24 protein-coding genes and 1 tRNA gene are annotated in these 26,012 nt (G+C 61.1%); 16 read left to right on the top strand and 9 right to left on the bottom strand.

Going from position 1 to position 26,012, the window contains the following annotated elements; all coding sequences use genetic code 11:
• Positions 1-30: 30 nt before the first annotated feature.
• Complete coding sequence (locus tag RAS12_RS16475; RefSeq protein ID WP_306937213.1) at positions 31-1,299, bottom strand: amino acid deaminase; 1,269 nt, start codon at positions 1,297-1,299, stop codon at positions 31-33.
• A 154-nt stretch (positions 1,300-1,453) separates the two neighbouring features.
• On the opposite strand from RAS12_RS16475, the gene RAS12_RS16470 reads away from it, so the two are divergent.
• The 4 genes from RAS12_RS16470 (at position 1,454) to RAS12_RS16455 (ending at position 5,555) form a co-directional block, all read left to right on the top strand.
• Complete coding sequence (locus tag RAS12_RS16470; RefSeq protein ID WP_306937212.1) at positions 1,454-2,245, top strand: deaminated glutathione amidase; 792 nt, start codon at positions 1,454-1,456, stop codon at positions 2,243-2,245.
• A gap of 103 nt (positions 2,246-2,348) precedes the next feature.
• Entirely contained in the window at positions 2,349-3,689 is a 1,341-nt protein-coding gene (locus RAS12_RS16465; RefSeq protein ID WP_306937211.1) for a replication-associated recombination protein A, read from the top strand.
• A 44-nt stretch (positions 3,690-3,733) separates the two neighbouring features.
• Positions 3,734-5,077, top strand: a complete 1,344-nt coding sequence (serS, locus tag RAS12_RS16460; RefSeq protein ID WP_306937209.1) for a serine--tRNA ligase — start codon at positions 3,734-3,736, stop codon at positions 5,075-5,077.
• A gap of 229 nt (positions 5,078-5,306) precedes the next feature.
• The gene (locus RAS12_RS16455) at positions 5,307-5,555 is read left to right on the top strand and encodes a hypothetical protein (protein ID WP_082134366.1); all 249 of its coding nucleotides are present in this window, start codon (positions 5,307-5,309) and stop codon (positions 5,553-5,555) included.
• Between the two features lie 255 nt (positions 5,556-5,810).
• Here RAS12_RS16455 and RAS12_RS16450 read toward each other — a convergent pair whose 3' ends face one another.
• Positions 5,811-6,173 (bottom strand): virulence factor, encoded by a 363-nt coding sequence (locus RAS12_RS16450; protein WP_306937205.1) that lies wholly within the window; start codon positions 6,171-6,173, stop codon positions 5,811-5,813.
• A gap of 262 nt (positions 6,174-6,435) precedes the next feature.
• Positions 6,436-6,948 (bottom strand): ASCH domain-containing protein, encoded by a 513-nt coding sequence (locus RAS12_RS16445; protein WP_306937203.1) that lies wholly within the window; start codon positions 6,946-6,948, stop codon positions 6,436-6,438.
• 189 nt (positions 6,949-7,137) lie between these two features.
• Here RAS12_RS16445 and RAS12_RS16440 point away from each other — a divergent pair, with 189 nt between their 5' ends.
• Together RAS12_RS16440 and RAS12_RS16435 are read left to right on the top strand one after the other, a co-directional pair.
• A complete protein-coding gene (locus tag RAS12_RS16440; protein WP_057287287.1) occupies positions 7,138-7,335 on the top strand; it encodes a hypothetical protein in 198 nt (65 codons plus the stop codon).
• Between the two features lie 59 nt (positions 7,336-7,394).
• Complete coding sequence (locus tag RAS12_RS16435; protein WP_306937200.1) at positions 7,395-8,582, top strand: amidohydrolase family protein; 1,188 nt, start codon at positions 7,395-7,397, stop codon at positions 8,580-8,582.
• A 19-nt stretch (positions 8,583-8,601) separates the two neighbouring features.
• Here the strand turns inward: RAS12_RS16435 and RAS12_RS16430 are convergent, their stop codons facing one another.
• Entirely contained in the window at positions 8,602-9,480 is an 879-nt protein-coding gene (locus RAS12_RS16430; RefSeq protein ID WP_306937198.1) for a LysR family transcriptional regulator, read from the bottom strand.
• A gap of 162 nt (positions 9,481-9,642) precedes the next feature.
• On the opposite strand from RAS12_RS16430, the gene RAS12_RS16425 reads away from it, so the two are divergent.
• The 3 genes from RAS12_RS16425 (at position 9,643) to RAS12_RS16415 (ending at position 12,817) form a co-directional block, all read left to right on the top strand.
• Positions 9,643-10,770, top strand: a complete 1,128-nt coding sequence (locus tag RAS12_RS16425; RefSeq protein WP_306937196.1) for a mandelate racemase/muconate lactonizing enzyme family protein — start codon at positions 9,643-9,645, stop codon at positions 10,768-10,770.
• Between the two features lie 16 nt (positions 10,771-10,786).
• Positions 10,787-11,698 carry a dihydrodipicolinate synthase family protein gene (locus tag RAS12_RS16420; RefSeq protein WP_306937194.1) on the top strand — a complete coding sequence of 304 codons (912 nt, stop codon included), beginning with the start codon at positions 10,787-10,789 and terminating at the stop codon, positions 11,696-11,698.
• Between the two features lie 138 nt (positions 11,699-11,836).
• On the top strand, positions 11,837-12,817 hold the full coding sequence (locus RAS12_RS16415; RefSeq protein ID WP_306937192.1) for a Bug family tripartite tricarboxylate transporter substrate binding protein: 981 nt from the start codon (positions 11,837-11,839) through the stop codon (positions 12,815-12,817).
• 27 nt (positions 12,818-12,844) lie between these two features.
• Here RAS12_RS16415 and RAS12_RS16410 read toward each other — a convergent pair whose 3' ends face one another.
• A complete protein-coding gene (locus RAS12_RS16410) occupies positions 12,845-13,693 on the bottom strand; it encodes an IclR family transcriptional regulator (RefSeq protein ID WP_306937190.1) in 849 nt (282 codons plus the stop codon).
• A 171-nt stretch (positions 13,694-13,864) separates the two neighbouring features.
• Between RAS12_RS16410 and RAS12_RS16405 the strand changes: the two genes are divergently transcribed.
• The 4 genes from RAS12_RS16405 (at position 13,865) to RAS12_RS16390 (ending at position 19,130) form a co-directional block, all read left to right on the top strand.
• On the top strand, positions 13,865-15,517 hold the full coding sequence (locus RAS12_RS16405; protein WP_306937188.1) for an MFS transporter: 1,653 nt from the start codon (positions 13,865-13,867) through the stop codon (positions 15,515-15,517).
• Positions 15,518-15,533: 16 nt separating this feature from the next.
• Complete coding sequence (locus RAS12_RS16400; protein ID WP_306937187.1) at positions 15,534-16,493, top strand: carbon-nitrogen hydrolase family protein; 960 nt, start codon at positions 15,534-15,536, stop codon at positions 16,491-16,493.
• A gap of 3 nt (positions 16,494-16,496) precedes the next feature.
• On the top strand, positions 16,497-17,114 hold the full coding sequence (locus RAS12_RS16395) for a flavin reductase family protein (protein WP_306937186.1): 618 nt from the start codon (positions 16,497-16,499) through the stop codon (positions 17,112-17,114).
• Between the two features lie 408 nt (positions 17,115-17,522).
• Entirely contained in the window at positions 17,523-19,130 is a 1,608-nt protein-coding gene (locus RAS12_RS16390; RefSeq protein WP_306937184.1) for a methyl-accepting chemotaxis protein, read from the top strand.
• Positions 19,131-19,209: 79 nt separating this feature from the next.
• Here RAS12_RS16390 and RAS12_RS16385 read toward each other — a convergent pair whose 3' ends face one another.
• The 3 genes from RAS12_RS16385 to RAS12_RS16375 all read right to left on the bottom strand — a co-directional run bounded on the left by RAS12_RS16385 (position 19,210) and on the right by RAS12_RS16375 (position 20,229).
• Positions 19,210-19,800 carry a Fic/DOC family protein gene (locus RAS12_RS16385; RefSeq protein ID WP_306937182.1) on the bottom strand — a complete coding sequence of 197 codons (591 nt, stop codon included), beginning with the start codon at positions 19,798-19,800 and terminating at the stop codon, positions 19,210-19,212.
• Positions 19,797-19,991 carry an antitoxin VbhA family protein gene (locus RAS12_RS16380; RefSeq protein WP_306937180.1) on the bottom strand — a complete coding sequence of 65 codons (195 nt, stop codon included), beginning with the start codon at positions 19,989-19,991 and terminating at the stop codon, positions 19,797-19,799. The genes RAS12_RS16385 and RAS12_RS16380 overlap by 4 nt, the downstream gene beginning before the upstream one ends.
• A gap of 147 nt (positions 19,992-20,138) precedes the next feature.
• Positions 20,139-20,229: transfer RNA gene (locus RAS12_RS16375), tRNA-Ser, on the bottom strand.
• A gap of 304 nt (positions 20,230-20,533) precedes the next feature.
• Between RAS12_RS16375 and RAS12_RS16370 the strand changes: the two genes are divergently transcribed.
• The 3 genes from RAS12_RS16370 (at position 20,534) to yaaA (ending at position 23,424) form a co-directional block, all read left to right on the top strand.
• A complete protein-coding gene (locus tag RAS12_RS16370) occupies positions 20,534-21,751 on the top strand; it encodes a cation:proton antiporter domain-containing protein (protein ID WP_306937179.1) in 1,218 nt (405 codons plus the stop codon).
• Positions 21,752-21,855: 104 nt separating this feature from the next.
• Complete coding sequence (locus tag RAS12_RS16365; protein WP_306937177.1) at positions 21,856-22,638, top strand: 3-hydroxybutyrate dehydrogenase; 783 nt, start codon at positions 21,856-21,858, stop codon at positions 22,636-22,638.
• A gap of 15 nt (positions 22,639-22,653) precedes the next feature.
• Entirely contained in the window at positions 22,654-23,424 is a 771-nt protein-coding gene (gene yaaA / locus RAS12_RS16360; RefSeq protein ID WP_306937175.1) for a peroxide stress protein YaaA, read from the top strand.
• A 1-nt stretch (position 23,425) separates the two neighbouring features.
• Here yaaA and RAS12_RS16355 read toward each other — a convergent pair whose 3' ends face one another.
• Positions 23,426-25,651: an FUSC family protein gene (locus tag RAS12_RS16355; protein ID WP_306937174.1), complete on the bottom strand. Its 2,226-nt coding sequence runs from the start codon at positions 25,649-25,651 to the stop codon at positions 23,426-23,428.
• Positions 25,652-26,012 lie beyond the last annotated feature (361 nt).

The raw sequence follows: 26,012 nt of genomic DNA, 5'->3' as shown, positions 1-26,012 counted from the left end.
GGCGCGGTGCAGCGAACGCCGGGGGGGCGCTTAAAAGAAGGTTTCGGCCACGTCGGTGACGCGGAACTGCTCATCCACCAGCAATACCTGGCGCCACTTGTCGAACGTCAGGCAGGGGTGGGAAATATCGAAAGCGATCATGTCGCCGACCTGGATGTCGTCGCCGTCGCTGATTTGCATGAAGGCGTGTTGATCCATCATGGCGGTCAGCTTCCAGGCGCCAGGAGCCGCAGCGGGCGCATCCTGGCCCGACCGGAAGTGCAGTGCGGGGGTGGGCAGGCCGGCGTCGAACGCCGCGTCGCGCTTGCCCATCGCGATGATGGCGCGGCCGGACTCCGGCAGCGATTGCACATACGCCCAGACCTGCAAGGCGGGCTGCAAGCCCGGTTCCATCTTTTGCGCCACGGGGTTGTGGGCATTGATGCGCTCGGCGGCAGAGCGGTAAACGCCCACGTCATGAGACAAATAGCAGCCGGGACGCAGCACCACTTCCAGGGGCGCGCCAATATCCAGTTGCGAGAACTCCTCGGCCACAACGTCGAACCAGGCCGAACCGGCGCCGGAGATCAAGGCGGGGCCGTTCTTGCGCAGGCGGCCGGCAGTGGCCAGGCCACGCAAGGCGTCGGTCGCGCGGCGCAAGAACGCGCGGATGGCGTTTTCGTCTTGCAGCACGCCTTCATAGACTTCGATACCGGCCAGCGCCAGATTGGGCCAGCGGGCAATTTCATCGGCTACGGCTTGCAATTGCGCGTCATCGCGCACGCCGGTGCGGCCGCCAGCGGGGCCCAGTTCTATCAGCACGGGCAAGGTCTGCCCTTGCTCGCCGAAGAACTTGCCCAACTGGGCGGCGTTTGCAGCGGAATCCACGATGCAGAAATAGGTAAAGGCGGGGTCTTGCAGCAGACGCGCGATGATGGCCATGTTGGCGCGGCCAACCAGCTGGTTGGCCATCAGCACGCGCCGGATGCCGTGCTGATAGGCGGCCAGCACTTGCGGCGCGGTCGCCAAGGTGATGCCCCAGGCTCCACTGTCGATCTGGCGCTTGAACAGCGCCGGACTCATGGTCGTCTTGCCATGCGGCGCCAGCTTGACGTGGTAGGCCTCCATGAAACGCTGCATCCACTGCAGGTTATGGCGCACGCGCGCTTCGTAAAGCACCGCAACGGGCAGACTCACGTCCTCGTTCAGCAGATTCCAGTTCAGCGCCGCCACGTCGGCGGTGGTACAGGATTCCGGGAAGGCACCCAGGCCTTTGCCGTTTACGTCCAACGGAGCTGCGGGGGTGGAGGAATTCGTCATGGGGCGGTGTCTGTTATGGAAAATATTTACGTCAAATCTTCTTTTTTTCATTATCGTGAAAGAAATTTACAAGCGGGAGCTGGGAGTTACCCGTAGTCGGCGCAAGCGGACAGTTGGCGCGACAATAGGAAAAACGTCCTACCGAGGAAGAGTCATGCTGAAAGTTGCTTTGGGTCAGTTCGCCGTGAGCCGCGTCTGGGAAGAGAACGCGCAGGTTTGCGTTGATCTCATGGAACGGGCCAGTGCGGGCGGCGCGGATCTGCTGGTGCTGCCCGAAGGCATTCTGGCCCGCGACATCACCGATCCGCAGATTGTGCTGAAGGCCGCGCAGCCGCTGGACGGCCCTTTCATGACGCGTCTGCTGGAAGCCAGCCGCGGATCGTCTCTGGCGACCATGATGTGCGTGCACATTCCCACGGGAGAAGGCCGGGTCTGGAACACATTGGTCACCCTGCAAGACGGCAAGATCCTGACGCAATACCGCAAGCTGCATCTGTACGATGCCTTCACGATGAAGGAATCCACCAATGTCACCCCCGGCACGGAAATTCCGCCGCTGCTGGAAATCGCCGGGCTGCGCGTTGGTTTGATGACCTGCTATGACGTGCGTTTTCCGGAATTGGCGCGCCGTCTGGCGTTGGATGGCGCCGACCTGCTGGTGCTGCCGGCCGCCTGGGTGCGCGGTCCGTTAAAGGAAATGCACTGGGAAGTTCTGGTGACGGCGCGCGCGCTGGAAAACACCTGCTATGTTGCAGCAACAGGCGAGTGCGGCGAACGCAACATCGGTTGCAGCATGGTGGTGGACCCGCTGGGCGTTGTTACCGCGCGCGCTGGCGAAGCGCCGGCACTGGTGTTTGCCGACATCGACCCGGAACGCCTGGCCCACGCCCGCAATGTCTTGCCGGTGTTGGCCAACCGCCGCTTTGCTCCGCCTGAATTGGGCTGACTGGCTGGCGGAGGCGTCCCGACAGCCCTGGCGGCTGATCGGGGCGGCGGCCATGGTGTAATGCTGACTTGAACTTCTTGCTGTCTTCCCTCATCTGCTGCCAATGAGCAACGATCTCTTCTCGGGCGATCCTGCGCATCGGCCCTACGTGCCCCTGGCCGAGCGCCTGCGCCCGCGCACCCTGTCCGACGTGGTCGGCCAATCGCACCTGTTGGGGCCGGACAAGCCCCTGCGCGTCGCATTTGAATCCGGCCGTCCGCATTCCATGATCTTCTGGGGGCCGCCCGGCGTGGGCAAGACGACGCTGGCGCGTCTGATGGCCGATGGTTTCGATGCCCAGTTCATTGCCATTTCGGCGGTGCTGGGCGGGGTCAAGGACATCCGCGAAGCCGTGACGGTGGCTCAGGTGGCGCAGGGCCAGGGCCGGCGCACCATTCTGTTTGTGGACGAAGTGCATCGCTTCAACAAGGCGCAGCAGGATGCTTTCCTGCCCTATGTGGAAAGCGGGCTGTTCACCTTCATTGGCGCCACCACCGAAAACCCGTCATTCGAGGTCAACTCGGCTTTGCTGTCGCGGGCGCGCGTGTATGTGCTGCAATCGCTGACATCCGAAGAACTCCAGCATCTGGTCGATCGCGCCGTCGTTGCGCTAAATGACGGCCTGGAAGACGGCCAGACCATACACGTCGCCGACGATGCGCGAGAACAGCTCGCTGCTTGGGCCGATGGCGACGCGCGCCGCCTGATCAGCGCGGTGGAGGTCGTCTCCGAATCCGCGCAATCGGCGGGCCGCGATACGGTGGACGCGGAGTGGCTGGAAATTTCCCTGTCGCAGAACCTGCGGCGCTTCGATAAGGGCGGCGACGCCTTCTACGACCAGATCAGCGCGCTGCATAAGTCCGTGCGCGGCTCCAACCCGGATGCCGCGCTGTACTGGTTTTGCCGCATGATCGATGGCGGGGCCGATCCCAAATACCTGTCCCGCCGGCTGGTGCGCATGGCCATCGAAGATATCGGCCTGGCCGATCCGCGCGCGACGGATCTGGCTGTCAATGGCGCCGACATTTACGAACGGCTGGGCTCGCCCGAAGGCGAACTCGCGCTGGCGCAGGCAGTGGTCTACATGGCCTGCGCCGCCAAGTCGAACGCGGTCTACGAGGCCTACAACCAGGCGCGTAAATTTGCGTCGGAACATGGCAGCGCGCCGGTGCCTATCCATCTGCGAAATGCACCTACCAAATTGATGAAGCAGTTGGGCCACGGCAAGGCCTACCGCTATGCTCACGATGAACCCCACGGCTATGCTGCGGGGGAGCAATATTTTCCTGACGGACTCAAGCCTTCCTTCTATCGGCCGACTGATCGCGGCCTGGAGGCTAAAATCCAGCAAAAGTTGGCATTTCTGCGCGAGTTGGATGCGCAGGAACGCGCTAAAAACCGGTAACGGACCGCGTCCGTTGCTTTTCTTGCAACCTCACTGACATCACCATGCTAGACCCGATACTGCTGCGCAAAGACCTGCAAACCGTCGTAGACCGCCTCAAGAGCCGTGGCGTGTCCTTCGATACGGAACGGTTTAACGACCTGGAATCTCGCCGCAAGGCCGTCCAGACCGAGACCGAGTCCCTGCAAGCCCGCCGCAATGCGCTGGCCAAGCAGATCGGTCAGTTGAAGGCCAAGGGCGAAGACGCCAGCGCCGTCATGGCGGAATCGCAGGCTGTGCCTGTCCGCTTGAAGCAGCTGGAAGAAGAACTCTCTGCCTTGCAGCAGCCGCTGAACGAGCTGCTGATGTCGGTGCCGAACCTGCCGCACGCCAGCGTGCCGCTGGGCGAATCCGCTGACGACAACGTCGAAGTCCGCCGCTGGCTGCCCGGCGCTGCGGGCGCTGACGGCAATCCGCCCGCCCTGGCGTTCGAGGCTCGCGACCATGTCGCCATTGGCGAACCGCTGGGCCTGGATTTCGATATGGCCGCCAAGCTGTCGGGCGCGCGCTTCTCGTTCATGCGTGGTTCCATTGCCCGCCTGCACCGCGCGCTGGCCCAGTTCATGCTGGACCTGCAAACGGGCACGCACGGCTACACCGAGTGCTACACGCCCTATATCGTCAATGCTTCGACGCTGTACGGTACGGGCCAGTTGCCCAAGTTCAAGGACGACATGTTTGCCGTGTCCAAGGGCGGCGACGACGATCCCAAGGTGGACGCGAACGGCAATCCCTATGTGCGCGAAGACCAGTACCTGATCTCCACGTCGGAAATCACCCTGACCAGTGTCGCCCGCGACACTATCCAGGCTGCTGCCGATCTGCCGCTCAAGCTGACCGCGCACACGCCTTGCTTCCGTTCCGAAGCCGGCAGCGGCGGCCGCGACACGCGCGGCATGATCCGCCAGCACCAGTTCGACAAGGTTGAAATGGTGCAGGTGACGCAGCCTGACCAGTCCTACGAGGCGCTGGAAGATATGGTCGGTCACGCAGAACGCGTGTTGCAGCTGCTGGGTCTGCCTTACCGCGTCATGTTGCTGTGCACCGGCGACATGGGCTTCGGTTCGGCCAAGACCTACGATCTGGAAGTGTGGCTGCCGGCGCAAAACACCTGGCGCGAAATTTCGTCGGTGTCCAACTGCGAAACTTTCCAGGCCCGCCGCATGCAAGCGCGTTTCCGCAATGCGCAGGGCAAGCCGGAATATGTGCACACGCTGAATGGTTCCGGTTTGGCGGTTGGCCGAGCGTTGGTTGCAGTACTGGAAAACCATCAGCAAGCCGATGGCAGCGTGCTGGTGCCCGAGGTGTTGCAGCCTTATATGGGCGGCGTAACGGTTCTGAAAGCTTAATGAAATCGGTGTCCATCGGTCTTACGGCCGATTAAAAGACGGAGCCTTCGGGCTCCGTTTTTTTTTATGATGTCGACATATTCCTGTCGTGTTTGCTGATTATGCTGACGACATGAGTGCTTGAATATGATGTTAGAAATTGTGTATTCCAATATAAGGGCCGGATAGTTGCGGCACAATACACCCGCGTTCTACACGCTTCATTCGCTTATATAACAAGGAGTTGTCCATGACTTCAAGAATGATTGGAGATTTTCGTGTGAGATGCTCTGTCGCTCGTGAGGACGAACAGGGTTACCGCGTGCAGATATGGACCCGCAGAGTTGGCGGAACCGCACCGGAAAAATGCTGGACAGTGCCAGGACAGGCGCCGTTTTCAGACTTGCATGAAGCAGAACAGGAAAGCCGTCAATTGTTCCAAGAAATCAATGGTGTGCGTTTTAACGGTGAACCGGAGTTTGCTCATGCGTCCGCATAATGGTTGGTGGCGGGCGTCCAGTGCGCCCCGCAGATGGATTGATCTTGTTCAAGAGTTGCCGCAGGAAGCCAATAAGGCCACTCCGGTTTTGGAAAAACCTGCCGTCATGGCGGGCAAGCCTGTACAGACTCCCGCAGTCTGACTCTTTCCAGCGGGGCACCGGACATTGTCCCGGCGGAAAAAAGGCCACTCGTCAGAGTGGCCTTTGTATTTCAGGTGCCGCGCATACCGGAGCAACGGTTGCTGGTCATACGATCAACGGCGCCAGTCGCCGCCATGGCCTCGACCATCACCGTGGCCGTGCCCGCGATAGTAGCCGGGACCCGGGCCGTAGTAGCGCGGGGGCGGAGGGCCGCCGTGCCAATAACGGCCGCCGCCGCCACGGTAGTACACGGGGGCAGGGTAGACCACTGGGGGCGGCACGACATACACAGGTGCCGGGCGGTAGTAGACCGGAGGGGGAGGCGCGACATAAACCGGAGCAGGAGCGACGTAGACAGGCGCCGGATAAACCACTCCGGGCACGCCGATGGAAATACCTACGTCCACACGTGCCAAAGCCACGCTGGAGATCAGCAGACCTGCGGCTCCCACACTAGCAATCAGCCATTTTTTCATGTTGCACCTGCCCGCTGCATCACACAGCAAAGTTAAGTATTCGATGCCCCTATTTTCGGGCTTTTCCCGCCGCTTTTCGTAAGCAGCGCGCCCTCAATAGCGACAATCCGCAACTGTCCCCTTGTGTGAATCACCAGTCGTGTTGCAGTGCGGTGTGGTGCTGCCGCTCTGGTAAAACCGCACTTGAAATCGATTGAAATGAGGTGGAATGCGCTGAAGTCTTGCAGGTGCGTTACACGCCGTCACCATCGATACGCGTGGACTAACGTTCCGGCTCCTCGCTGGGCTGATGGCGGCGGTATTCAACCACCCATACCCAAGGATTTGCCGCCCATGCGTGGGCCCCATACCGTTCGCACCACATCAACGCAAACGCTGTTTGAAGTGGTACGCCAGGCAGCAATGCCGACGCCTCATACAACGCTTGGGTGCCTTCAGCCCGCGCGTCGGCTTCAGTCAGACTTTGCAAACGCTGTATGCGCACGCCGACCACGACGGCCGTTGCAAATGGCGTCCCCGCTTCATCGATCAAGATAATGGACTCGCCGGATTTTCCGTAAGGGCACCGGACCCACGTGGACGTTTTACGCTGCTCGGCGGGATTATCCCGCGATGGACCCATGGCCACCCATCTGCCGGAATCCGCAGCATCGGCATACCAGGCCGTGGTGGGCTTGGTAGGCTGCGGTTTCAAGATACGACGGCTTTGCACTTTAGAGCCGTTTAAAACGGCTTGTTTAAGCGGTTCGCTGAATTGAAGTGACTGCCTTTTCATGCGTACGCTAGCCCCCTCGCGATCAACACGCTGGCGTGGGTGCCGCCGTGTTGGAGTCGTTGTGTGACAACTGCACTAGCTGTTTCAGCTTAGGAGCAAGAAGTATGACCTGTCGCGTTCATGATGTCAGGCGCGGCTTCATGATGTGTTGTCTTTTTGTACCGCCTTGGTTGTTTGTATACTCAAGCCATGAATACAGACCTGCATGATCTCAAGCCCGGTTACTACTGGTACACCATGGCCAATGACCCGCTGGCCGTCATCCACATCCATGAAGACGGCGGCGCCACGCTGATGGGCACTGACTATCGCATTGGCGCGGAAGGCGTTGCCGATATGGTTCGCCAGGGTGAGCGCTTTTTCTGGATTGAACCGCCCCAACTCTGAAGCCTGATGGCTTCCCGCGGCCGGCGCTGCCGGCCGTTTGCGTTCGTCCAGGAAATCCTATGACTGATCTGTTGTTGAAGAACGTCCGCCTGCCGCAAACCGGAATGGTGGACGTGCTGGTGCAAGAGGGCCGCATCCGGCAAATCGATGCTCAGATCAACGCGGCCGCCGCCATCGTCGAAGACGGCGGCGGCGCTTTGTTGCTGCCGGGGTTGGTGGAAGGCCATACCCACCTGGACAAAACGACTTGGGATTCGCCTTGGTACGTGAACGAGGTGGGTTCGGCGCTGACAGACCGCATCAACAACGAACGCGAATGGCGCGCTCGCACCGGGCACGACGCCGCCAGCCATGCGCGCGCGCTGGCTCTGGCGTTCCTGCGCGAGGGCACGACCCGCATCCGCACGCACGTTGACGTCGATACCGACGCCGGTCTACGCCATCTTGAAGGTGTGCTTGCCGCCCGTGACGACCTTGCCGGCCGCATCGATATTCAAACGGTGGCCTTTCCGCAGTCCGGGCTGTTGATAAGACCCGGCACGGCCGAGTTGCTGGACGACGCGCTTCTGATGGGCGCGGATGTGCTGGGCGGGCTGGACCCGTCTGCCATCGATCGTGATCCGGCGCGATCACTGGATGTGCTGTTTGGCCTGGCCAGCAAGCACGGCAAGCCGGTGGACATTCATCTGCACGAACCCGGAGAACTGGGTGCATTCACGCTGGACCTGATCTTGGACCGCACGCAGGCGCTTGCCATGAAAGGGCAGGTCGTCGTGAGCCATGCTTTCTGTCTGGGCGGCGTGGACGCCAAGCGGCTGGATGGCCTGCTCAAGCGACTGGCCGCGTTGGACGTGGCCGTGCTGACTACGGCGCCGCCGTCGCGGCCCGTGCCGCCGGTACGCGCTTGCCGCGAAGCCGGTGTGATCATCTTTGGCGGCAATGACGGCATTCGTGACACCTGGACGCCTTATGGAAGCCCCGACATGCTGGCGCGCGCCATGATGATCGGGCTGCGCAATGATCTGCGCCGCGATGACGAAGTGGAGTGGGCCTTTGATTGCGTATCCAGCGCCGCCGCGCGCGCCTGTGGCTTTGCGGATTATGGCCTGACGCCGGGTGCGCGCGCTGACTTGGTGCTGGTGGACGCATGCTGTGTCGCAGAAGCCGTGGTCACCCGCAAGCCGCGCCGCCTGGTGGTTTCGGGCGGCGCCATCGTTGCGCGCAACGGACAGGACGCGATCGCCTAACGTCCTTCCCGCAAGGGGATCAGCCCAGGCCGAGTTGCGCCTCGGTCAGTTCCACGAATGCCCGCATCAATTCCGACCGCACGCCCGCGCGCGGCCAGATCGCGCCGACGGTGCGAACCGGGCAGGGCGCCGGCAGCGGCCAGCGTTTGACGTGGGCAAGCGGCGTGCCCGTTGTGGCCCAATCAGGCAGCAGCGCCACCCCCAGTCCTTCTGACACGAGTTTGGCGATGGAATCGATTCCATCGAGTTCAAACCGCACTTGCGGCCGCAAATTACGCGCTCGCAGGTAGTCGTCCGCCATCTTGCCGCCCACTACGCTGCGGTCGTAGCAGATGTAGGGTTCACGCGTGAGCACCGCCAGCGGATCTTCAACCTTCATGCTCGATGGAGTGACCAGCACCAGCGGTTCGTGCCTGAGATCTCGCCAGACGCAGGTCTTGGGAATGGAAAATAGCGGGTGCACCAGCAACGCCCCGTCCAGCTCCCCGGACAGCACTTTGCTGTAGAGCAGGGTGGTGGGAGCGGGCTCGATATAGATCTCGATATGCGGATGGCGCGCCACCCAGGTGCGCAGCACGGGCGGCATGATGCCGGTCAACGCGGTAGGCGTAGCGCCCAGCCGCAAGGGGCCGGCGGGCAGTTCGGTATCGGACGCGGCCGAGCGCAGATCCCGCACGTCGCGCAAGATGTGGCGGGCGCGCTCCAGAATGCGCAGGCCGGCCGGCGTGGGTTTGACGGTGCGGCCGGAACGCGCAATCAACGCGCTGCCCATGTCGGCTTCCAACGCCCGCAAGCGTTGTTGGACAGTGGCGGGCGTCAGCCCTTGGTGCCGCGCAGCCTGGGCGATAGAGCCCAGCTCCACGACATGCACATACGTCTGTAGAAAACGGGAGTCCACGGCGGCTTGCCTCTTAAGAAGATGTTTTTTCCATATTCTAAAGATGGGTGAAGATAATTGTTGTTTTCTTTGGCGCGGACAAGAATACGTTCCAGGGCGTTGAATCATCCAAGCCGTGTTGATACCGCCCTTCAGAATTTCTCAGCAATCAAGGAGTCTGCCGTGCCCATCATTGAATCCATAGACGTATGCGCCGCCGCGGTGCCTCTGGATAAAGTCACATCGTTTTCGAACCGCAGCGTTTCCACGCGGCACTATGGGCTGGTCAAGGTCCGCTCCACCGATGGCGTGGAAGGCATCGGCTTTTGCTACGTAGGAAGCGCCGGTGGCGCCATTTTCGAAGCTGCGGTCAATAGCCTGCTGGGTCCGGTGCTGCTGGGCAAGGATTCGCATGCCGTGGAAGGGTTGTGGCAAGCCATGTATCAGGAAGCCCTGCTGCAAGGCCGCCAGGGCACGGTGATGCGCGCCCTGAGCGCGCTGGACATTGCGTTGTGGGACCTGAATGCCAAAACTGCCGGTCTGCCGTTGCACAAGTTTTTGGGCGCGATGGAATTGGAAACCGTGCCGGCTTACGCCAGTGGCGGCTACTACCTGGATGGCAAGACGCCGCAGCACCTGGGCGAAGAAATGGCCAGCTACGTGGACAAGGGCTTTCGCGCCGTCAAGATGAAGACTGGCCGCCTGTCGCCGCGTGAAGAGGAAGCGCGGTTGAAGGCGGCGCGTGAAGCCGTGGGCCCCGACGTCGAGCTGATGATGGACTGCAATAACGCCTGGCAGGACGTGACCCAGGCCATGCAGTACATCCGCCGCTTCGAACAGTACGAACCCTATTTCATCGAAGAACCGTTCGGGCCGGATGACATCGACAGCCACGCCAAGCTGGCGCGTCTGACTCACCTGCCGATTGCCACCGCCGAGATCGGATATGGCCGCTGGTATCACAAGGAATTGCTGGATAAGGGTGCGGCCGGCATCTTGCAGACGGATGCGGCGGTTTGCGGCGGCATCACCGAGTGGAAGCGCATTGCTGCCACCGCTGCCAGCTACGGTGTTGTGGTCTGCCCGCACTGGTTCCACGATGTCCACGCGCCACTGGTGGCAGCAACGCCGAATGCGCGGTATGTTGAGTTCTTCTGGGACGACCAGGTCCTCAATTTCCGCAAGCTGGTCGATCGCCAGTTGACCCACAAGCAGGGTCGCGTGGTCTTGCATCAGGAGCCTGGGCTTGGGTTCGGTTTTGACGAACGCATGGTCGAGCGGTACGGCAAGTGGACCCGCGTCGGCCGTTGAACCCAGGAGATTCTTGATGAGCACAGTTGCCGCCGATCGTCCGCAGGGCGTTTATTCACCAGTCCTGACGCCATTCAACGCGGACTTGTCGCCCAGCGCGCCGCGCTTTATCGAACATTGCCGCGCCTTGCTTGAGCAGGGTGCGGGATTGGCGATTTTCGGAACCAACTCCGAGGCCAATTCGCTTAGCGTGGCGGAAAAGCGGCAACTGCTGGACGCCTTGCTTGAAGCAGGCTTGCCCGCTGCCCGCATGATGCCCGGCACGGGCGCTTGCGCTTTGCCCGACGCGGTCGAACTGACGCGGCATGCGGTTGCAGCAGGCTGCGGCGGGGTGCTCATGCTGCCGCCGTTCTACTACAAAGGCGTCAGCGACGAAGGCCTGTTCCGCGCGTTTGCCCATGTCATTGAGCAGGTTGCCGATGAGCGCTTGCGCGTCTACCTTTATCACATCCCGCCGGTGTCGGGCGTGCCCATCAGCCTGGGTCTGATTGACCGTTTGCTGGGTGAATTTCCGGGCATCATCGCGGGCATCAAGGACAGTTCCGGGGATTGGGCCAACACAGCGGCGATGTTGCGCGACTTTCAGCCGCGGGGCTTCGATGTGTTCGCAGGCACCGAAACCGTGTTGCTTGAGACCATGCGCGCAGGCGGCGCGGGCTGCATCACCGCCACTGGCAACGTCAACGCAGGCCCTATCGTCGAACTCTATCGCCATTGGCAAGATGACGGCGCCGACGACCGTCAGCGGGCGTTGAACGACACCCGCGCTATTTTCCAGTCCTATCCCATGATTCCAGCGATGAAGGCGGCGATTGCGCAGCGCCGGCAAGATCCGGTGTGGGCGACCGTCAGGCCGCCGCTTGTGGAGTTGAATGACGTGCAGGCCGCGCAGTTGGCGCAACGCCTGGCAGTGCCGCCTGCGTTGTAAGGCGGGTTGGTTGGCGTCGATGCAGTTGTAGTGCAGGAGTGCAGCACCCAGGCCGCGCCAGACGGCCGGGTGCGGCAGAGGCAGGCAGTGCTTCCATAACCAGTCGCCGGCCTTCGGGACCCGCGCAAGGAGACAAGAATGCAACGTAGGGAATTCATGACCGGCGCCGCAGCGCTGGGGGCGGCGCTCGTCCTGCCTATGCCGGCGCGCGCGCAAGATCTGCCGCCGGGTCCCGTAAAAATCGTGGTCGGTTTTCCGGCGGGCGGCGGCACCGATGTGCTGGCGCGCTTGCTGGGGCAGAAGCTGGGCGTGATGTGGAACATCCCCGTCATCGTGGAAAACCGCGCTGGCGCAGCGGGCATCATCGCCGCCGAGCAGGTCGCACGCCAGCCCAACGATGGCAACACCTTGCTGATGGCGCATGTGAACAGCCATGGTATTGCGCCAGGCTTGCAACCCAAGCTGACGTATTCGGTAGATCGCGATTTCACGCCGATCGCGCTGGTGGGCAAGACGCCCACGATTCTGATCGGCGGCGCATCCCAGTCAGCCAAGACTTTGCCTGAGCTGGTCGCGCTGTGCCGCGCGCAACCGGGCAAGATCGTGTTTGGATCCGCTGGCAGCGGCTCTGCTCAGCATCTGGCGCTGGAAATCTTCAAGGCCCGTGCCAACATTGATGTGCTGCACGTGCCTTACAAGGGATCGGCGCCGCTGATGAACGACCTGATGGGCGGCCATGTGCAGTACTGCTTTGAAGGCATGACCACCGCGACGCCGCTATTGCAATCGGGCAAGGTCATCGCACTGGCCCAGACGCTGCAAAAGCGTTCCAAGAGCCAACCGGATGTGCCGACGGTTGCCGAGCAAGGCTACCCCGGGTTCGAGGCCAGCATCTGGTTTGGCATGGTGGGACCGGGAAAGATGCCGGACGCGATCGTCCAGCGCATGAATCGCGACATCGACCGCGTTCTGGCGATGCCGGACGTGCAAGAGAAGCTGGCGCAGGTGGGAGCGGAAGACGGCGGCGGCAGCGTGCAGCGCTTTGCCGACTTCATGACACAAGAACAGCAGAAGTACGCCAAGACGATCAAAGATGCCAAGATCGTCGCCGAGAGCTGATTTACCAGGTATCCCGCGGCGCGAGGCTTAACGCGCGTCCGGGTCCACCCAGCCCGCCATCGCCGAGATCGAGCGGGCTTTTTCGCGAAGCAGCCGGGCCGTGCCGGATTCCAGATCGTCGTCAATGGCGCCCACGGGTCCCATCAAGGTGATGGCGGCCGTCATTTCGCCCAGCATGTCGAAGATAGGCGCCGACAGCGACGTGAAATGCGGCAGCAGCGCGTGGCGGCAGCGGCTGATGTGATGCTTTTGCACCTCGGCGCGTATCGCCTGTACGTCTTTCATCGTGTAGGAATTGCCCGGCGAGCCGCCATGGCTTTCCGGCACCGATGACGCCAGCTCCTGTTCCAGCAGGTCACGCGTGCTGGTTTCTGGCAGATGCGCCAGAAAGTTGCGGCCCAGCGCGGACGACAGCAGGGGCATCACACTGCCCACGCGCAATTCCAGCAGGGGGCGGCTGCGGCTGCCTTCCACGCGATAGACAATCGTGGGCCCCTTGTTGCCCCACACGCCCAAAAAAACCGTGTGCCCGGTAATCGCGGCCACCTCGGCCATGATGGGCCGCGCCGTCGTGAAGACGTCGAACTGTTCCAGAGCCGCCAGGCCGAGCCGCAGCGCGTAGGGCCCCAGACCATAGTGGCCCGTGTCGGCATGCTGTTGCACGACGCCGACCTTCTGAAAACTCACCAGGTAGTAATGCACGTTGGGGACGGTCAGTTCACAGGCGTCCGCGATTTCCTTCAAGGGCATCGGACGGCCGGTCTTGCGGATCACGTCCAGAATCCGAAACCCGACTTCGATCGACTGGATGCCTCTGCGCGCAGCGGCTGGCGTCTTTTCCGTGTTCTTTTCAACCTTGCCGGCGGGCCTTGCCATCACTGCCTCCACTGTGTGTTTGGCGGCAGTGTAGCAGCGGCTCGTGCGGGGTCCGGCGGGCGCCTGCGCCGGTTTTCGGGTTTCCCCCAGCTTTTTGCGGCACGCCTTTAAGTTTGATAATAGTTAATGCGTACAGCAGTATCAACTAAAAACAGCAGGGGAAAACCAAGCATGGAAGCGAATATTGCAATGCAGCAGGGGGGTGCCAGCGCGGCACTCAGCAGAAAAGAAGAACGTCAGGTGGTCGTGGCCTCGACCTTGGGCACCTTGTTCGAGTGGTATGACTTCTTCATCTACGGGACGCTGGCCGTCTTCATGAGCCAAGTCCTGTTTCCGCAGGACAACCCCACGGTTGCGTTGTTGGCGGCATTGGGGGCATTGGCGGTGGGTTTCATCATCCGGCCGCTGGGCGCAGTGATGTTTGGCTACCTGGGCGACAAGCTGGGCCGCAAGTACACGTTCCTGATCACCGTGGTGATGATGGGCGGCGCCACCGTGCTGATTGGCTGCCTGCCCACCTATGAGTCGGCAGGCCATCTGTCGTGGATTCTGTTGCTGACCCTGCGCGTCGTTCAGGGTTTGGCTGTGGGCGGAGAATACGGCGGCGCGGTGATTTACGTGGCCGAACATTGCGAACCGAAGCGGCGCGGGCTGCTGACGGGCTGGATTCAGATCACCTCGTCTGCTGGCCTGATCCTGTCGCTGGTGGTGATCCTGTGCACCCAGGCTGCCATGAGCGCCGAAGACTTCCGCCAATGGGGCTGGCGCCTGCCGTTCATTCTGTCGATCGTGATGCTGGCTATTTCGATCTATGTGCGCGCCAAGCTGCATGAATCTCCCGTTTTTACGCGGATGAAGCAGCAGAACCGTTTGTCCAAGAATCCCGTCAAAGAAACGTTTGGCCAATGGTCCAGCCTGAGACTGGTGTTGCTGGCGCTGATCGGTGTAACCGCCGGCCAGGGCGCCACGTATTTCACGGGTCAGTTCTATGTGATGATCTTTCTGCAACAGGCAGTCCAGATCGACCAGACCAGCGTCTACACGCTGATACTGATCGGGTTCATCATTGGCGCGCCGACCTTCGTGCTGTTCGGCTGGCTCTCCGACCGCATCGGCCGCAAGTGGATCATGATGGCGGGCTTGTTCATTGCGGCCATCGGTTATCACTCGATGTTTGAAGTGCTGCTCAAGGCGGGCAACCCGGCGCTGGCGCAGGCCATGCAGAGCACGCCGGTGCGTGTCCATGCTGACACGAGCGGCGGCGCTTGCGATTTCGGCTTGCAGGCGGCCATGATCGGCAGCCACGCCGATCATAAAAAGGTGTGCGTACAGGCCAAGAAGTTCCTGGTCGGCAAGGGCATCAACTTCGAATATGCGGCGCCGTTGCCCGGGCAGGAAATTGCCATGAGCGTAGGCGGCGTCACCGTCAATGGGTTTGACCGCGCAGGCTATGCCAAAGCGCTCACGGCCGCGGGTTATCCGGACCGCGCGGACCCTAACCGCGTCGATCGCGCCACCATTATCTTGATTCTGGTGCTGATGACCACGGTCGTGGCGATGGTCTATGGACCCGTCGCGTCTTATCTGGTGGAACTGTTTCCCGCCCGTATCCGCTACACGGCGCTATCCTTCCCGTATCACATCGGCGCGGGCATCTTTGGCGGTATCGTGCCGTTTACCGCGACATACCTGGCACAGGCCAGCGGCAATATCTTTGGCGGTTTGATGTATCCGGTGGTCGTCATGGTGATCGTAGGCATTATCGGCAGTCTGTTCCTGCCGAACACCCGCGCCCAAGCCATTGACGAAGACCCTATCCACTAAGAAAGAGAGGAGAGACATGTCCGTACAACAGAGTTTCAAGGCTGCCGTCATTCAAGCGGCATCCATCCCGACCGACAGCGTGGCTTGCGCCCGGAAGGCGGCATCCCTGATCCGCCAGGCGGCGGAGCAGGGCGCCCGGGTGCAGGTATTTCCCGAGGCATTTCTGGGCGGCTACCCCAAGGGCAATTCGTTCGGCGCGCCGATCGGCATGCGCCGGCCGGAAGGCCGCGATGCGTTCGCGAGCTATCACCAGCAAGCCATCCGGCTGGACGGCGAGGAAGTCGCGCTGGTGGCCGAGGCGGCTGCCGACACCGATAGCTTCGTGGTCATGGGTTGCATCGAGGCCGACGGCGGCACTCTGTACTGCACCGTGCTGTATTTCAACGGCCAGCAGGGTTTGGCGGGCAAGCACCGCAAGCTGATGCCGACCGCGGGCGAACGCTTGATCTGGGGCTTTGGCGATGGCTCGACCATGCCTGTCTTCGATACGCCGTATGGCAAGATCGGCGCGGTGATCTGCTGGGAAAACTACATGCCCATGCTGCGCATGTATATGTATAGCCAAGGTGTCGCGTTGTATTGCGCGCCCACTGCGGATGACCGCGACAGCTGGATTCCCAGCATGCGCCACATCGCGCTGGAAGGCCGCTGCTATGTGCTGACCGCCTGCCAGCATCTGCGCCGTGATGCCTATCCTGAAGACTTTGAATGCGCGATGGGTGACGCGCCCGATACGGTGCTGATGCGCGGCGGCAGCGCCATCATCGACCCCTTGGGAGAGGTGCTGGCGGGTCCGGACTTTTCCGAAGAAACCATTCTGTACGCGGACATCAACCCCAATCAGATCCTGCGTGGCAAATACGACTTTGATGTGTCCGGCCACTATGCGCGGCCCGACGTCTTCCAGCTGCATGTCGATACCCGTGAAAAACGCGCGGTGTCAGCCATTACCGCGACTGGCCAGCAGGAGACCTGAGCCATGCATTTTGATTTCAGCGCCTTGCCTTCACAGACGGTCTACAAACTGCTGACCTCGACCGTCACGCCCCGTCCGATCGCGTGGGTCACCACAATGTCGGACGAAGGCTGCGTGAATGCGGCGCCGTTCAGCTTTTTCAACGTCATGGGGCATCAGCCTCCGACCGTCGCAATCGGCCTGATGCGCCGCGCCAATGGTGAACTGAAAGACACCGGCGCCAACATCATCCAGAACGGCGAGTTCGTGGTGAACCTGGTGCCGGAATCGCTGATGCAGCAAATGAATGTCACCTGCGTGGACTACCCGCCAGGGGTGGACGAATTGACCAAGGCGGGCCTGACCGCCTTGCCAGCCGCACACGTGCGCCCGCCGCTGATACAAGGCAGCCCGGTGTCGCTGGAGTGCGTCAGCCTGTCCACGGTGGTGACCGGTCCGCATCAGATCGTCGTTATCGGGCGCGTGTTGGGCGCGCACGTGGATGATGCGTATGTGCAGGACGCGGAACGGGGGTATGTGAACACTGCCGAGATGGGTTTGGTGGCCCGTATGCACGGCAGCGGGTGGTATGCGCGCAGCACGGACTTGTTTCAGCTGGCGCGGCCGACCGCGCCTGAATGACTCCAAGGCGGCCGGCAGGGCCGCCTTTTTTTTGGGGCAACACATCCCTACCGGTCCCCTGCTGCATGTCTCTTTTTGCGCGGCGTCAAAGCGGGCACGTCTTGAAAAGTGCGAGATTGACGCCAGCGGTCCAGGGCCGGTTACGCAAAGGGAGGAGATGCCGTCAATAAGCGCTTCACTTCCCCCGATGCCAGCCAAATCCGGACTGCTAGCATCCCATTGACCGTCGCGAGCACGCTCGAATACGAGCGCTCCGGCGGCAATTTTCGACACAACGAACACCATAATTGGGGGCGGATATCCAGGGGCTTGCGGGCATCTGGCTTGTTTTGGCGGCGGCAGTTTTCCGGCGCCAGATCATCCCCTGAGCACGCATTCAAACTTGCCCTGGAAGTAGCCGGAGGCAGTATGAATAACATGAAGCTTGGAACCCGCCTTGCGGGTGGATTTGCCGTCTTGTTGGCCATGATCATTGTCATGTGCGTCGTCGGTTTGGTCAGCCTGGCCAACATCAACGAATCGGTCGAGACCGTTACGCAACGATCCCTGATCAAGGAACGCTTGATCAGCGATTGGGCCCGCAACATTCAAACCGGGGTGACCCGCACCACGGCAATCGCCAAGAGCGCCGACGCCAGTCTGGCGGGTTTCTTCACGGAAGAAGCTGCCACGTCCACGCGCAACTCGTCGGCTTTGCAGCAGCAGATTGAACCGCTGATTCAAAGCGACGAGGAAAAGCTGTTGTGGGAAGGCATCCGAAAATCTCGCGCCGAGTATCTGCGCACGCGTGACGGTATTTTCAAGGCCAAGCAGGACGCCGACGTCGAGGCTGCCAACAAGATCTTCACACAGGAATTTCTGCCAGCTACGCGCCAGTTCATCGACCAGATCACGAAGCTGTCCAATTTGCAGCGGGCCGAAATCGATGCCAGCGCGGCAGACATCCAAAGCGCTTATCGCACGGCAAACTTCTGGATGATCGCGATAGGTTCGATTGCGGTCGTGGCAGGTTTGCTGCTGGCCATTCTGCTGACGCGCGGCATCACCCGTCCGCTGTCCGACGCGGTGCGCGTAGCGCGCACGGTGGCCGCCAATGACCTGACCAGCAACATCACGGTGACGTCGAAAGACGAGATCGGCCAACTGATGCAAGCGCTGGAATCCATGAATGCCAACCTGGTCGGCACCGTCGCCCGCATCCGGACGGGCGTTGACAGCATTGCGTCCGCTTCGGGCGAGATCGCGGCAGGCAACACCGATCTGTCTTCGCGCACCGAGCAGCAGGCGGCATCGCTGGAAGAAACGGCGGCGTCCATGGAGCAGCTGTCTTCTACTGTGAAGCAAAACGCCGATAGCGCCAAACAGGCAAATCAGCTTGCTGCGGCGGCATCCGACACGGCGTCCCGAGGGGGCGCCACCGTGTCGGAAGTGGTGGGCACGATGAGCGCGATTTCGTCCAGCTCCGTCAAGATTGCGGATATCGTTTCGGTGATTGATGGCATTGCTTTCCAGACCAACATCCTGGCGCTGAACGCCGCCGTGGAAGCTGCGCGAGCAGGTGAGCAGGGCAAGGGCTTTGCGGTGGTCGCAGCCGAGGTTCGCACGCTGGCGCAACGCAGCGCGCAAGCCGCCAAAGAAATCAAGACCTTGATCGAAGACACGGTGCAGAAGATCCGCCAGGGTTCGATCAGCGCCGAACGCGCCGGCTCGACCATGCAGGAAATCGTGAGTTCTGTGCAGCGCGTGACGGACATCATGGGCGAGATCGCCGCAGCATCCGCCGAGCAAGCCGACGGTATCGAACAGGTCAACCGCGCTGTGTCGCAGATGGACGAAGTGACGCAACAGAACGCGGCGCTGGTCGAAGAAGCTGCGGCTGCCGCTGGTTCGATGCAGGATCAGGCGGCAGATCTGACGCGCGCTGTCAGCGCGTTCAAGTTGCCGGGTTCGGGGCAGGCGAGTCAGTCACCCACGGCACGGCTGGTGTCGCCCGCGCGGCAGATCGCGGCGTATTGAGGGTTGGGTAGGGTATGTTCTGGCAGCGCCCATTCTTGGGCGCTGTTTTTTTACGCCACGATTCGCGTTTGACGTCTGATCAGTGACTGATTGCGCGTCGAATGAGGCTGGCCAAGGTTCGGGAATCACCGTTGTAGGCGTCAATTGACGCCTTAATCATTTCGGATTGACTGATGCCCGTCCAATCAATGTCGTGGCCAGCCTCTCGAGCAAGTTGACCGATGAACTCCCTTTGAGTTCTGCCATTGCCTTCGCGAAACGGATGCAAAACGTTGATTTCGCCCAGATAGTGAGCTGCGCGCTGACTGAATTCGTCTGCGTCTAGGTCCTGCAAGTGACGCTCTCGAGCAAGTTGCTCAAATAATTTTTTTGCTGCGCTACCGATCATTAGATGGCGGGCGAACATGGTGTCGCCCTTTTGGATCTCGCCTTGGCGTATTTCTCCCGCCCAGTCGTAGATGTCACCGAACAGGCGGCGATGGATTTCTTGCAGGTGTATCAGATCGAACTTGCCTGCAACGGGCTGTTCGCGCAGTTTGGCTGACTGCAAAAAAGACAGACTGGATTCGGCCTTGTCTAGTGCTGTCTGGTCTTCAATACCAAGCCGATTGCGGAGTATTCCGGTGCGATTGTCCAGGTATGGGTCGCCGTCATTTCCGGTGTATTTCATCCCTTGCGGGCGGCCGAGTCCAGGCGGGCCTTATATTCGGCTATGGCTTCATCAAGCGATTTTTCGCCAGAAGCCCATAGTTGGGCATCTTTGATGACCTGCGCATCAGGCTCTAGTCCTTCCATGCGCTGGCTGGCCAGTGCGCTATTCACAGCTGCACGGCGGGCAAGCGCCTCTCGATCTGCAATCATGATTAGTCCTATGGTCAATGGGCGTGTAGCGAAATTGCCCTCTGCACCGGCTCCCTGCTAAGAGAGTTAATTCACAGAAGTCGTCATTTTACGCCACGCCACAAAGAAAAAAGCCCCTGATTTCTCAGGGGCTTCGTTCTTGAATACTGGCGGAGAGGGTGGGATTCGAACCCACGGTACGGGGATACCGTACGCCTGATTTCGAGTCAGGTACATTCGACCACTCTGCCACCTCTCCGTGGCTGGATTCCGTAACGGTGATGTCGCACTCAGTGAATGTGCACCCGGTGATTTCTCACCTTGTGTTTCCCCACTTGTGTTTCTTCACACTAGATCCCTGGTCGGAAGGATCTTCGTTGTCGGAGCAGCGAAGCCCGCAATTCTACAGGATTTTTTTTGTTTGTGTAAAGGGGGCGATAAAAAGATTTCAACAGCGGGTTTCAACTGACTTTCTGTGGCCGCTTTCTTTGCTCAGAATCCACCTATGCCGGCGCCGGTTGCCTCGCATGACTTGGACTCTACCCTAGACGTCACCCCGCATCATGAATCTGATTCTTATCCTCTTGCTTGCCGCCGTGCTGTGCGTGCCGATCACTCAACGGCTGGGCTTGGGCGCGATTCCGGGTTATCTCATCGCGGGCGTGCTGGTCGGGCCGTCCTGCCTGAAGCTGGTGACCAACGTAGAAACGATGGTGGACGTGTCGCAATGGGGCGTCGTCATGATGTTGTTCATCATCGGCCTGGAACTGTCGCCCAAGCGCCTGTGGGCCATGCGCAATGAAGTCTTTTTGCTGGGCACCTTGCAGATGTTGGCTTGCGGCCTGTTGCTGGGGCTGGTGTTTGGCGCGGCGTTGCGGCATCTGGCTGGCATGGAATGGCAGGCGGCGGTGCTGTGCGGCCTATCGCTGGCGTTGTCGTCTACGGCGGTCGCATTGAGGCTGCTGGATGAACGCACGCTGACCCGCACGCCATTGGGGCGGTCTGCGCTGGGGGTGTTGCTGTTCCAGGACATGGCGGCGATTCCCATGCTGGTGGCTGCTGGCCTGCTGGGTTCTGACGGCACCTCGGCGCCGTCCTTCAAAGAAGCCGTGGTGGCGGTGGCCGTGGTGTTGGTGGCTTACCGGCTGCGTTTGCTGGGCTGGGCCGCCAAGGCGAAACTCAACGAACTGTTCACGGCTGCGGCGCTGCTGATGGTGGTGGGCGCGGCTCAGTTGTTTGACTACGCGGGGCTGTCCGCGGGTTTGGGCGGTTTTCTGGTTGGGGTGCAGATGGCCGAGTCCCGCTATCGGAACGATCTGGAAAAGGCGATCGAGCCGTTCAAGGGCTTGCTGCTTGGGCTGTTCTTTGTGGCAATCGGCATGTCCATCAATTTGACGGTGGTGGCGAACCACTGGATGTTCATCATCGCGGGCGTGACGGCGCTATTGCTGGTGAAGGCGCTGGTGCTATATGGCTTTGCGCGTTTTCTGGGCTTGCCTCGCTACCACCGCTTGCTGTTTGCCGTCGTGCTGGCGCAGGGCGGGGAATTCAGCTTCGCCATCTTCAACGAAGCGTGGGACAACCACCTGGTCAATGGCGAGCAGCGCGATTTGTTGTCCGTAGTCGTGGCGGTGTCGATGGGCGTGGTGCCCGTCTTGATCAAGCTGCTGGAGCTTGTGCCGGAGAACCGGGGCGGCATGGCGGAATTGCCAGTGGCCGTTGCCGTGACGGACGACGCTCCGCCGCCATCCTCTACCCAGGACAAACCGCCCGCCGCTTGACCCCGCTGCGTGTGGGGACATGGCATGATTGGCGCCTTGCCGGGCAGCTACACTTGACCCCGCTTTTGATTTCCGCCCACGTGCCAGACCACAGGAGAATGTTCATGCTCAAAGGAAAAGTCGCCCTTGTCACCGGTTCCACCAGTGGCATCGGCCTGGGTATTGCCACCGCCTTCGCGCAACAAGGCGCGGACATTGTTCTGAATGGTTTTGGCGACGCCGCCGAGATTGAAAAGGTGCGTGCGGGCCTGGCTGACAAGCACGGCGTCAAGGTGATTTACGACGGCGCCGACCTGTCCAAGGGCGCGGCCGTGCGCGGCCTGATCGACAATGCGGTGCGCCAGATGGGCCGCATCGACATCCTGGTCAACAATGCCGGCATTCAGCACACCGCGCTGATCGAAGACTTTCCGGTCGACAAATGGGACGCCATCCTGGCGTTGAATCTGTCGGCGGTCTTTCACGGCACCGCTGCCGCCTTGCCGCACATGAAGAAGCAGGGTTTTGGCCGCATCATCAACATTGCGTCGGCGCATGGTCTGGTGGCGTCCGCAAACAAATCGGCCTATGTGGCTGCCAAGCACGGTGTGGTAGGTTTTACCAAGGTCACGGCGCTGGAAACGGCTGGCCAGGGCATCACCGCCAACTCCATTTGCCCGGGCTGGGTCCGTACCCCGCTGGTGGAAAAACAAATCACTGCGCTGGCCGAAAAGAACGGCGTGGATCAGGAAACGGCTGCACGCGAATTGCTTAGCGAGAAGCAGCCGTCGCTGCAATTCGTGACCCCGGAACAATTGGGCGGCACCGCCGTGTTCCTGGCCTCTGACGCTGCGGCGCAAATCACTGGAACGTCTGTCTCCGTCGATGGCGGCTGGACGGCGCGTTAATAAAGGAATTCTGGAATGTTGTTGTTGCTTTCTCCCGCCAAGAAGCTGGACTATGACTCGCCGTTGCACATCGAGACCCATACCCAGCCGCTGTTCGTGGACCAGGCTGCCGGCCTGATCAAGGTCTTGAAGACCAAGTCCGCGGAAGATATTTCCGAACTGATGAGCCTCAGCCCGGCCCTGTCCGAGCTGAATGTGCAGCGTTATGCCCACTGGAAACGCACCTTCACGCAGGCCAATGCACGGCAAGCCGTGCTGGCTTTCAATGGTGATGTGTACGAAGGACTGGACGCCGCCACCCTGTCCGCCAAGCAGCTCGATTGGGCGCAAGAGCATGTGGCCATTCTGAGCGGCTTGTATGGCGTGTTGCGTCCGTTGGACCTGATGCAGCCATACCGCCTGGAGATGGGTACGCGTCTGGTCACGCCCAAGGGCAAGAACCTGTATGAGTACTGGGGTTCGACGATTGCCGGCTATTTGAATGAGCGCCAGGAAGGCAAGAAAGCGCCGGTGATCGTCAATCTGGCGTCTGAAGAGTATTTCAAGTCGGTTGACCTTAAAACCCTGAAGGCGCGCGTAGTGCAATGCGTGTTCCAGGACTGGAAGAACGACGCCTGGAAAATCATCAGCTTTCACGCCAAGCGCGCGCGCGGCCTGATGGCCCGTTATGCCATTGAGCACAAAGTCGCCAAGCCTGAAGGCTTGCAAGGCTTTGATGTGGAAGGCTACGCCTACGACGCGTCGGCGTCCTCGGAAGACAAGCTGGTGTTTCGGCGCAAGGTCTGAATCACGACGCCACCGCCGCCACCGGCGGCGAGTGGGTCGGGTCAGCCAGCGCCTGTAATTCCTGCCGGATCATGTGGGATGCCTTCAGCATCTGTTTGACGGGGTAGGCCAGTGCGGCTTGCTCGCCTTCGGTATCGAATTGCGTAGGCAGATCAGTAGGCGCTTGCGGCCGGTTTTCGTCCAGCAGGTCTACCATGCCGTTGAGCGCCAGTTGTACCGGCTCTGGCGTTTTGGGCAAGGCAGCAAGAATGGGAATGGCTGCCGTGATCTGGGACGCCAGCACGTGGTTCTGGATCAGCAGATTGTTCAGCTCAGGCACGCTGACCTGATGCGACTTCGGTTCGCTCATCATCCGGTAGAAGGCTTCCGCAAAGTTGCTGAACGAAATGTGCACGTTCTTGCGCGCCAGGCGCCACGCCAGGTCCGCATCCGTCACGGCCGGGGTCTCGGCGGCAGCGTTGCCTACCGGCGCGCCATGGGCTTGCATGGCTTCGGCGTAACGCAGGCCCGCCAACAGGTATTCCCGGTTGGCGCGCGTGGCGGCAGCTGCCAAGGGCTTCAGATAGCGCGCCTCCCACCATGGCAGGATATAGCTGCACACCAGCGCCAGCGAGCAGCCCAGCAGGGTGTCCAGCGCCCGTTCGCCGATCACCGCCATAGACACTGTGCCCGGCGACACGAAGTGAAAGACCAGCACCACGAACAAGGTGTTGAAGATGGCGCTGGCCATGTAGTTCAGCTGGACCAGACTGTTGCCCATGATGCAGGCGCCCAGCAGCACCGCGAACAGCACGCCGGGCCTGTCGGTCACGTTGAACAGAAGCAATGCGCAGATGCAGCCGATCAGTGTGCCCATCAGCCGCCAGCCGTTGCGTTGCCGCGTCAGCGCAAAGCCCGGTTTCATGATGATGACGATGGTCAGCATGATCCAGTAGTTGTGCGCAGAAAAAGCGGGCGACAGCCAGCGGCTGGCCAGGGTCATGGCGATGGCGGCAGCAGCCGTCACGCGCAACGCGTAGCGGAAGTGCGGCGAGTCCATACGCAGATTGCTGGTCAGCAAACCGAACCGGAATTCCTGGCGCGAGATGAATCGGGTCAGCGACTTGTTGATACGCAATACGTCCGTGGGTTTGGCGTCGGGCGATGCCGCAGTGTGATCCGCCAGCCGGTCCACGATGCGGGCGGAATTGCGCAACCGGCGCAGCACCTGGATGATCAAGGCCAGCATCTCAGGCTCGCGTTCGCCCAGGCCCTGTTGCTTGAGTTGTTCGATTTCGTATTCGATGGCGCGCAGTTCGGCCTTGGCGCTGCTGCGGTACTGAACCTGGCGCCCACGCGACACGTCAAGCGCAATGCGGTTCAGTTCCAGCGACATCTTCACCAGTGCATCGCGCATGAACATCAGGCAATCGTTGCCAGCCAGCGTGCGGCGCAGCGCGGCGTAGTCAGTGTGCGTGGCAACCAGCGTGTCCAACAGCTGGAGCATGTCGACGAACATGTTCCAGATCATCACGCGCTGGCGGTCGCCCATGCCTTTGCCGCGGGGCAGGGCGCGCAGCACCATGTCGCGCGCGGCCTGGTGCTTTTCCGTCATGACGGATTGACGCTGGATCAGCGTGCGATAGGCCTCGTCCAGATCGGCGGTTTCGTCATAGAACGCGGCGCGAGCAGCCACATAGTCACCGGTGGCGAACAGGGCCACCGACATGGCCTGCTGTTCTTCGCGCAGCCAGAACAGGCGCGAAAACCCCAAACTGAACACGACGTAGAAGAGGGCGCCGCCGAGGGTGGCCGCGGCGTGGGCCAGCACTTCGTGAGGTTCCAGCGGCGAGTGCATGGTCAAGGTCATCAGCAGCAGGCCAGCAAAGCCGATCAGTCCGCCGCGTTTGCCGAACACCGTGAACATGGAATAGACAAAGCACTGCGCGATAACCACCAGCCAGATCAGCACCGGGTGCGTGGACGCTAGGCCCGTAATGATGACGGTCAATGTGCCCAGCGCAGCGCCGCCCAGCATCTCGTTGGTGCGATGGCGCTGCGGCCCGCCGGGCTGGTCGATGATCGCCAGGCACTGCGCGCCGAAGGTCGCCACCAGCCCCGTGGTGTAGTTGCCGAAAATGCCGCCCAGCACCAGCACGGGCAACAGCATGCCTACCCCCTGGCGCACCCCTCCGAAGAAGTAGTGGCTGTAGAGGAAACGGCGAATGCTGGCAATGCGCAAATCCATACGGCGGCGGCTCGATTCTGAATGACTGAACAAGTATAGAGAGGCTGACGGATTTTTAGGGGTCAGATGGTTACGGAGTTTCCCTGCCGATTTCGCTGCGTCTTGCTTGCAACGGTCCGGAAACGCCGATTTGCTACCTTTGACGCAACGCGGTAAATTCCATCTCTTGCGTCGGTCTGCCTATCCGATTCCGGCGCGTTGAGGCGGATGGTCAGGGTCACCTCCCAGCCATCCTGCCGCAGAGATACCTGCCGTTGGCCGCGCCAAAAGCGTGTGTTGCCAAGGCTTCCATTTCGACCTCCAGCGTCCCCAAGGGGCGTTTGCACTGCGTTCTGTCGAGCGTGTGCCGGGTCGGCAGGGT

Origin of the sequence: Achromobacter seleniivolatilans (assembly GCF_030864005.1) — a bacterium.
GTDB classification, from domain to species: domain Bacteria; phylum Pseudomonadota; class Gammaproteobacteria; order Burkholderiales; family Burkholderiaceae_B; genus Achromobacter; species Achromobacter seleniivolatilans.
The sequence above is the reverse complement of the archived record's forward strand: the minus strand, read 5'-3'. Positions and strand labels throughout refer to the sequence as shown.

What these genes read in the sequence shown, in the direction of transcription:
- RAS12_RS16475 (WP_306937213.1), bottom strand. Translation starts at nt 1,299, where the DNA reads ATGACGAATTCCTCCACCCCCGCAGCTCCGTTGGACGTAAACGGCAAA.
- RAS12_RS16470 (WP_306937212.1), top strand. Translation starts at nt 1,454, where the DNA reads ATGCTGAAAGTTGCTTTGGGTCAGTTCGCCGTGAGCCGCGTCTGGGAA.
- RAS12_RS16465 (WP_306937211.1), top strand. Translation starts at nt 2,349, where the DNA reads ATGAGCAACGATCTCTTCTCGGGCGATCCTGCGCATCGGCCCTACGTG.
- serS (WP_306937209.1), top strand. Translation starts at nt 3,734, where the DNA reads ATGCTAGACCCGATACTGCTGCGCAAAGACCTGCAAACCGTCGTAGAC.
- RAS12_RS16455 (WP_082134366.1), top strand. Translation starts at nt 5,307, where the DNA reads ATGACTTCAAGAATGATTGGAGATTTTCGTGTGAGATGCTCTGTCGCT.
- RAS12_RS16450 (WP_306937205.1), bottom strand. Translation starts at nt 6,173, where the DNA reads ATGAAAAAATGGCTGATTGCTAGTGTGGGAGCCGCAGGTCTGCTGATC.
- RAS12_RS16445 (WP_306937203.1), bottom strand. Translation starts at nt 6,948, where the DNA reads ATGAAAAGGCAGTCACTTCAATTCAGCGAACCGCTTAAACAAGCCGTT.
- RAS12_RS16440 (WP_057287287.1), top strand. Translation starts at nt 7,138, where the DNA reads ATGAATACAGACCTGCATGATCTCAAGCCCGGTTACTACTGGTACACC.
- RAS12_RS16435 (WP_306937200.1), top strand. Translation starts at nt 7,395, where the DNA reads ATGACTGATCTGTTGTTGAAGAACGTCCGCCTGCCGCAAACCGGAATG.
- RAS12_RS16420 (WP_306937194.1), top strand. Translation starts at nt 10,787, where the DNA reads ATGAGCACAGTTGCCGCCGATCGTCCGCAGGGCGTTTATTCACCAGTC.
- RAS12_RS16415 (WP_306937192.1), top strand. Translation starts at nt 11,837, where the DNA reads ATGCAACGTAGGGAATTCATGACCGGCGCCGCAGCGCTGGGGGCGGCG.
- RAS12_RS16410 (WP_306937190.1), bottom strand. Translation starts at nt 13,693, where the DNA reads ATGGCAAGGCCCGCCGGCAAGGTTGAAAAGAACACGGAAAAGACGCCA.
- RAS12_RS16405 (WP_306937188.1), top strand. Translation starts at nt 13,865, where the DNA reads ATGGAAGCGAATATTGCAATGCAGCAGGGGGGTGCCAGCGCGGCACTC.
- RAS12_RS16400 (WP_306937187.1), top strand. Translation starts at nt 15,534, where the DNA reads ATGTCCGTACAACAGAGTTTCAAGGCTGCCGTCATTCAAGCGGCATCC.
- RAS12_RS16395 (WP_306937186.1), top strand. Translation starts at nt 16,497, where the DNA reads ATGCATTTTGATTTCAGCGCCTTGCCTTCACAGACGGTCTACAAACTG.
- RAS12_RS16390 (WP_306937184.1), top strand. Translation starts at nt 17,523, where the DNA reads ATGAATAACATGAAGCTTGGAACCCGCCTTGCGGGTGGATTTGCCGTC.
- RAS12_RS16385 (WP_306937182.1), bottom strand. Translation starts at nt 19,800, where the DNA reads ATGAAATACACCGGAAATGACGGCGACCCATACCTGGACAATCGCACC.
- RAS12_RS16380 (WP_306937180.1), bottom strand. Translation starts at nt 19,991, where the DNA reads ATGATTGCAGATCGAGAGGCGCTTGCCCGCCGTGCAGCTGTGAATAGC.
- RAS12_RS16370 (WP_306937179.1), top strand. Translation starts at nt 20,534, where the DNA reads ATGAATCTGATTCTTATCCTCTTGCTTGCCGCCGTGCTGTGCGTGCCG.
- RAS12_RS16365 (WP_306937177.1), top strand. Translation starts at nt 21,856, where the DNA reads ATGCTCAAAGGAAAAGTCGCCCTTGTCACCGGTTCCACCAGTGGCATC.
- yaaA (WP_306937175.1), top strand. Translation starts at nt 22,654, where the DNA reads ATGTTGTTGTTGCTTTCTCCCGCCAAGAAGCTGGACTATGACTCGCCG.
- RAS12_RS16355 (WP_306937174.1), bottom strand. Translation starts at nt 25,651, where the DNA reads ATGGATTTGCGCATTGCCAGCATTCGCCGTTTCCTCTACAGCCACTAC.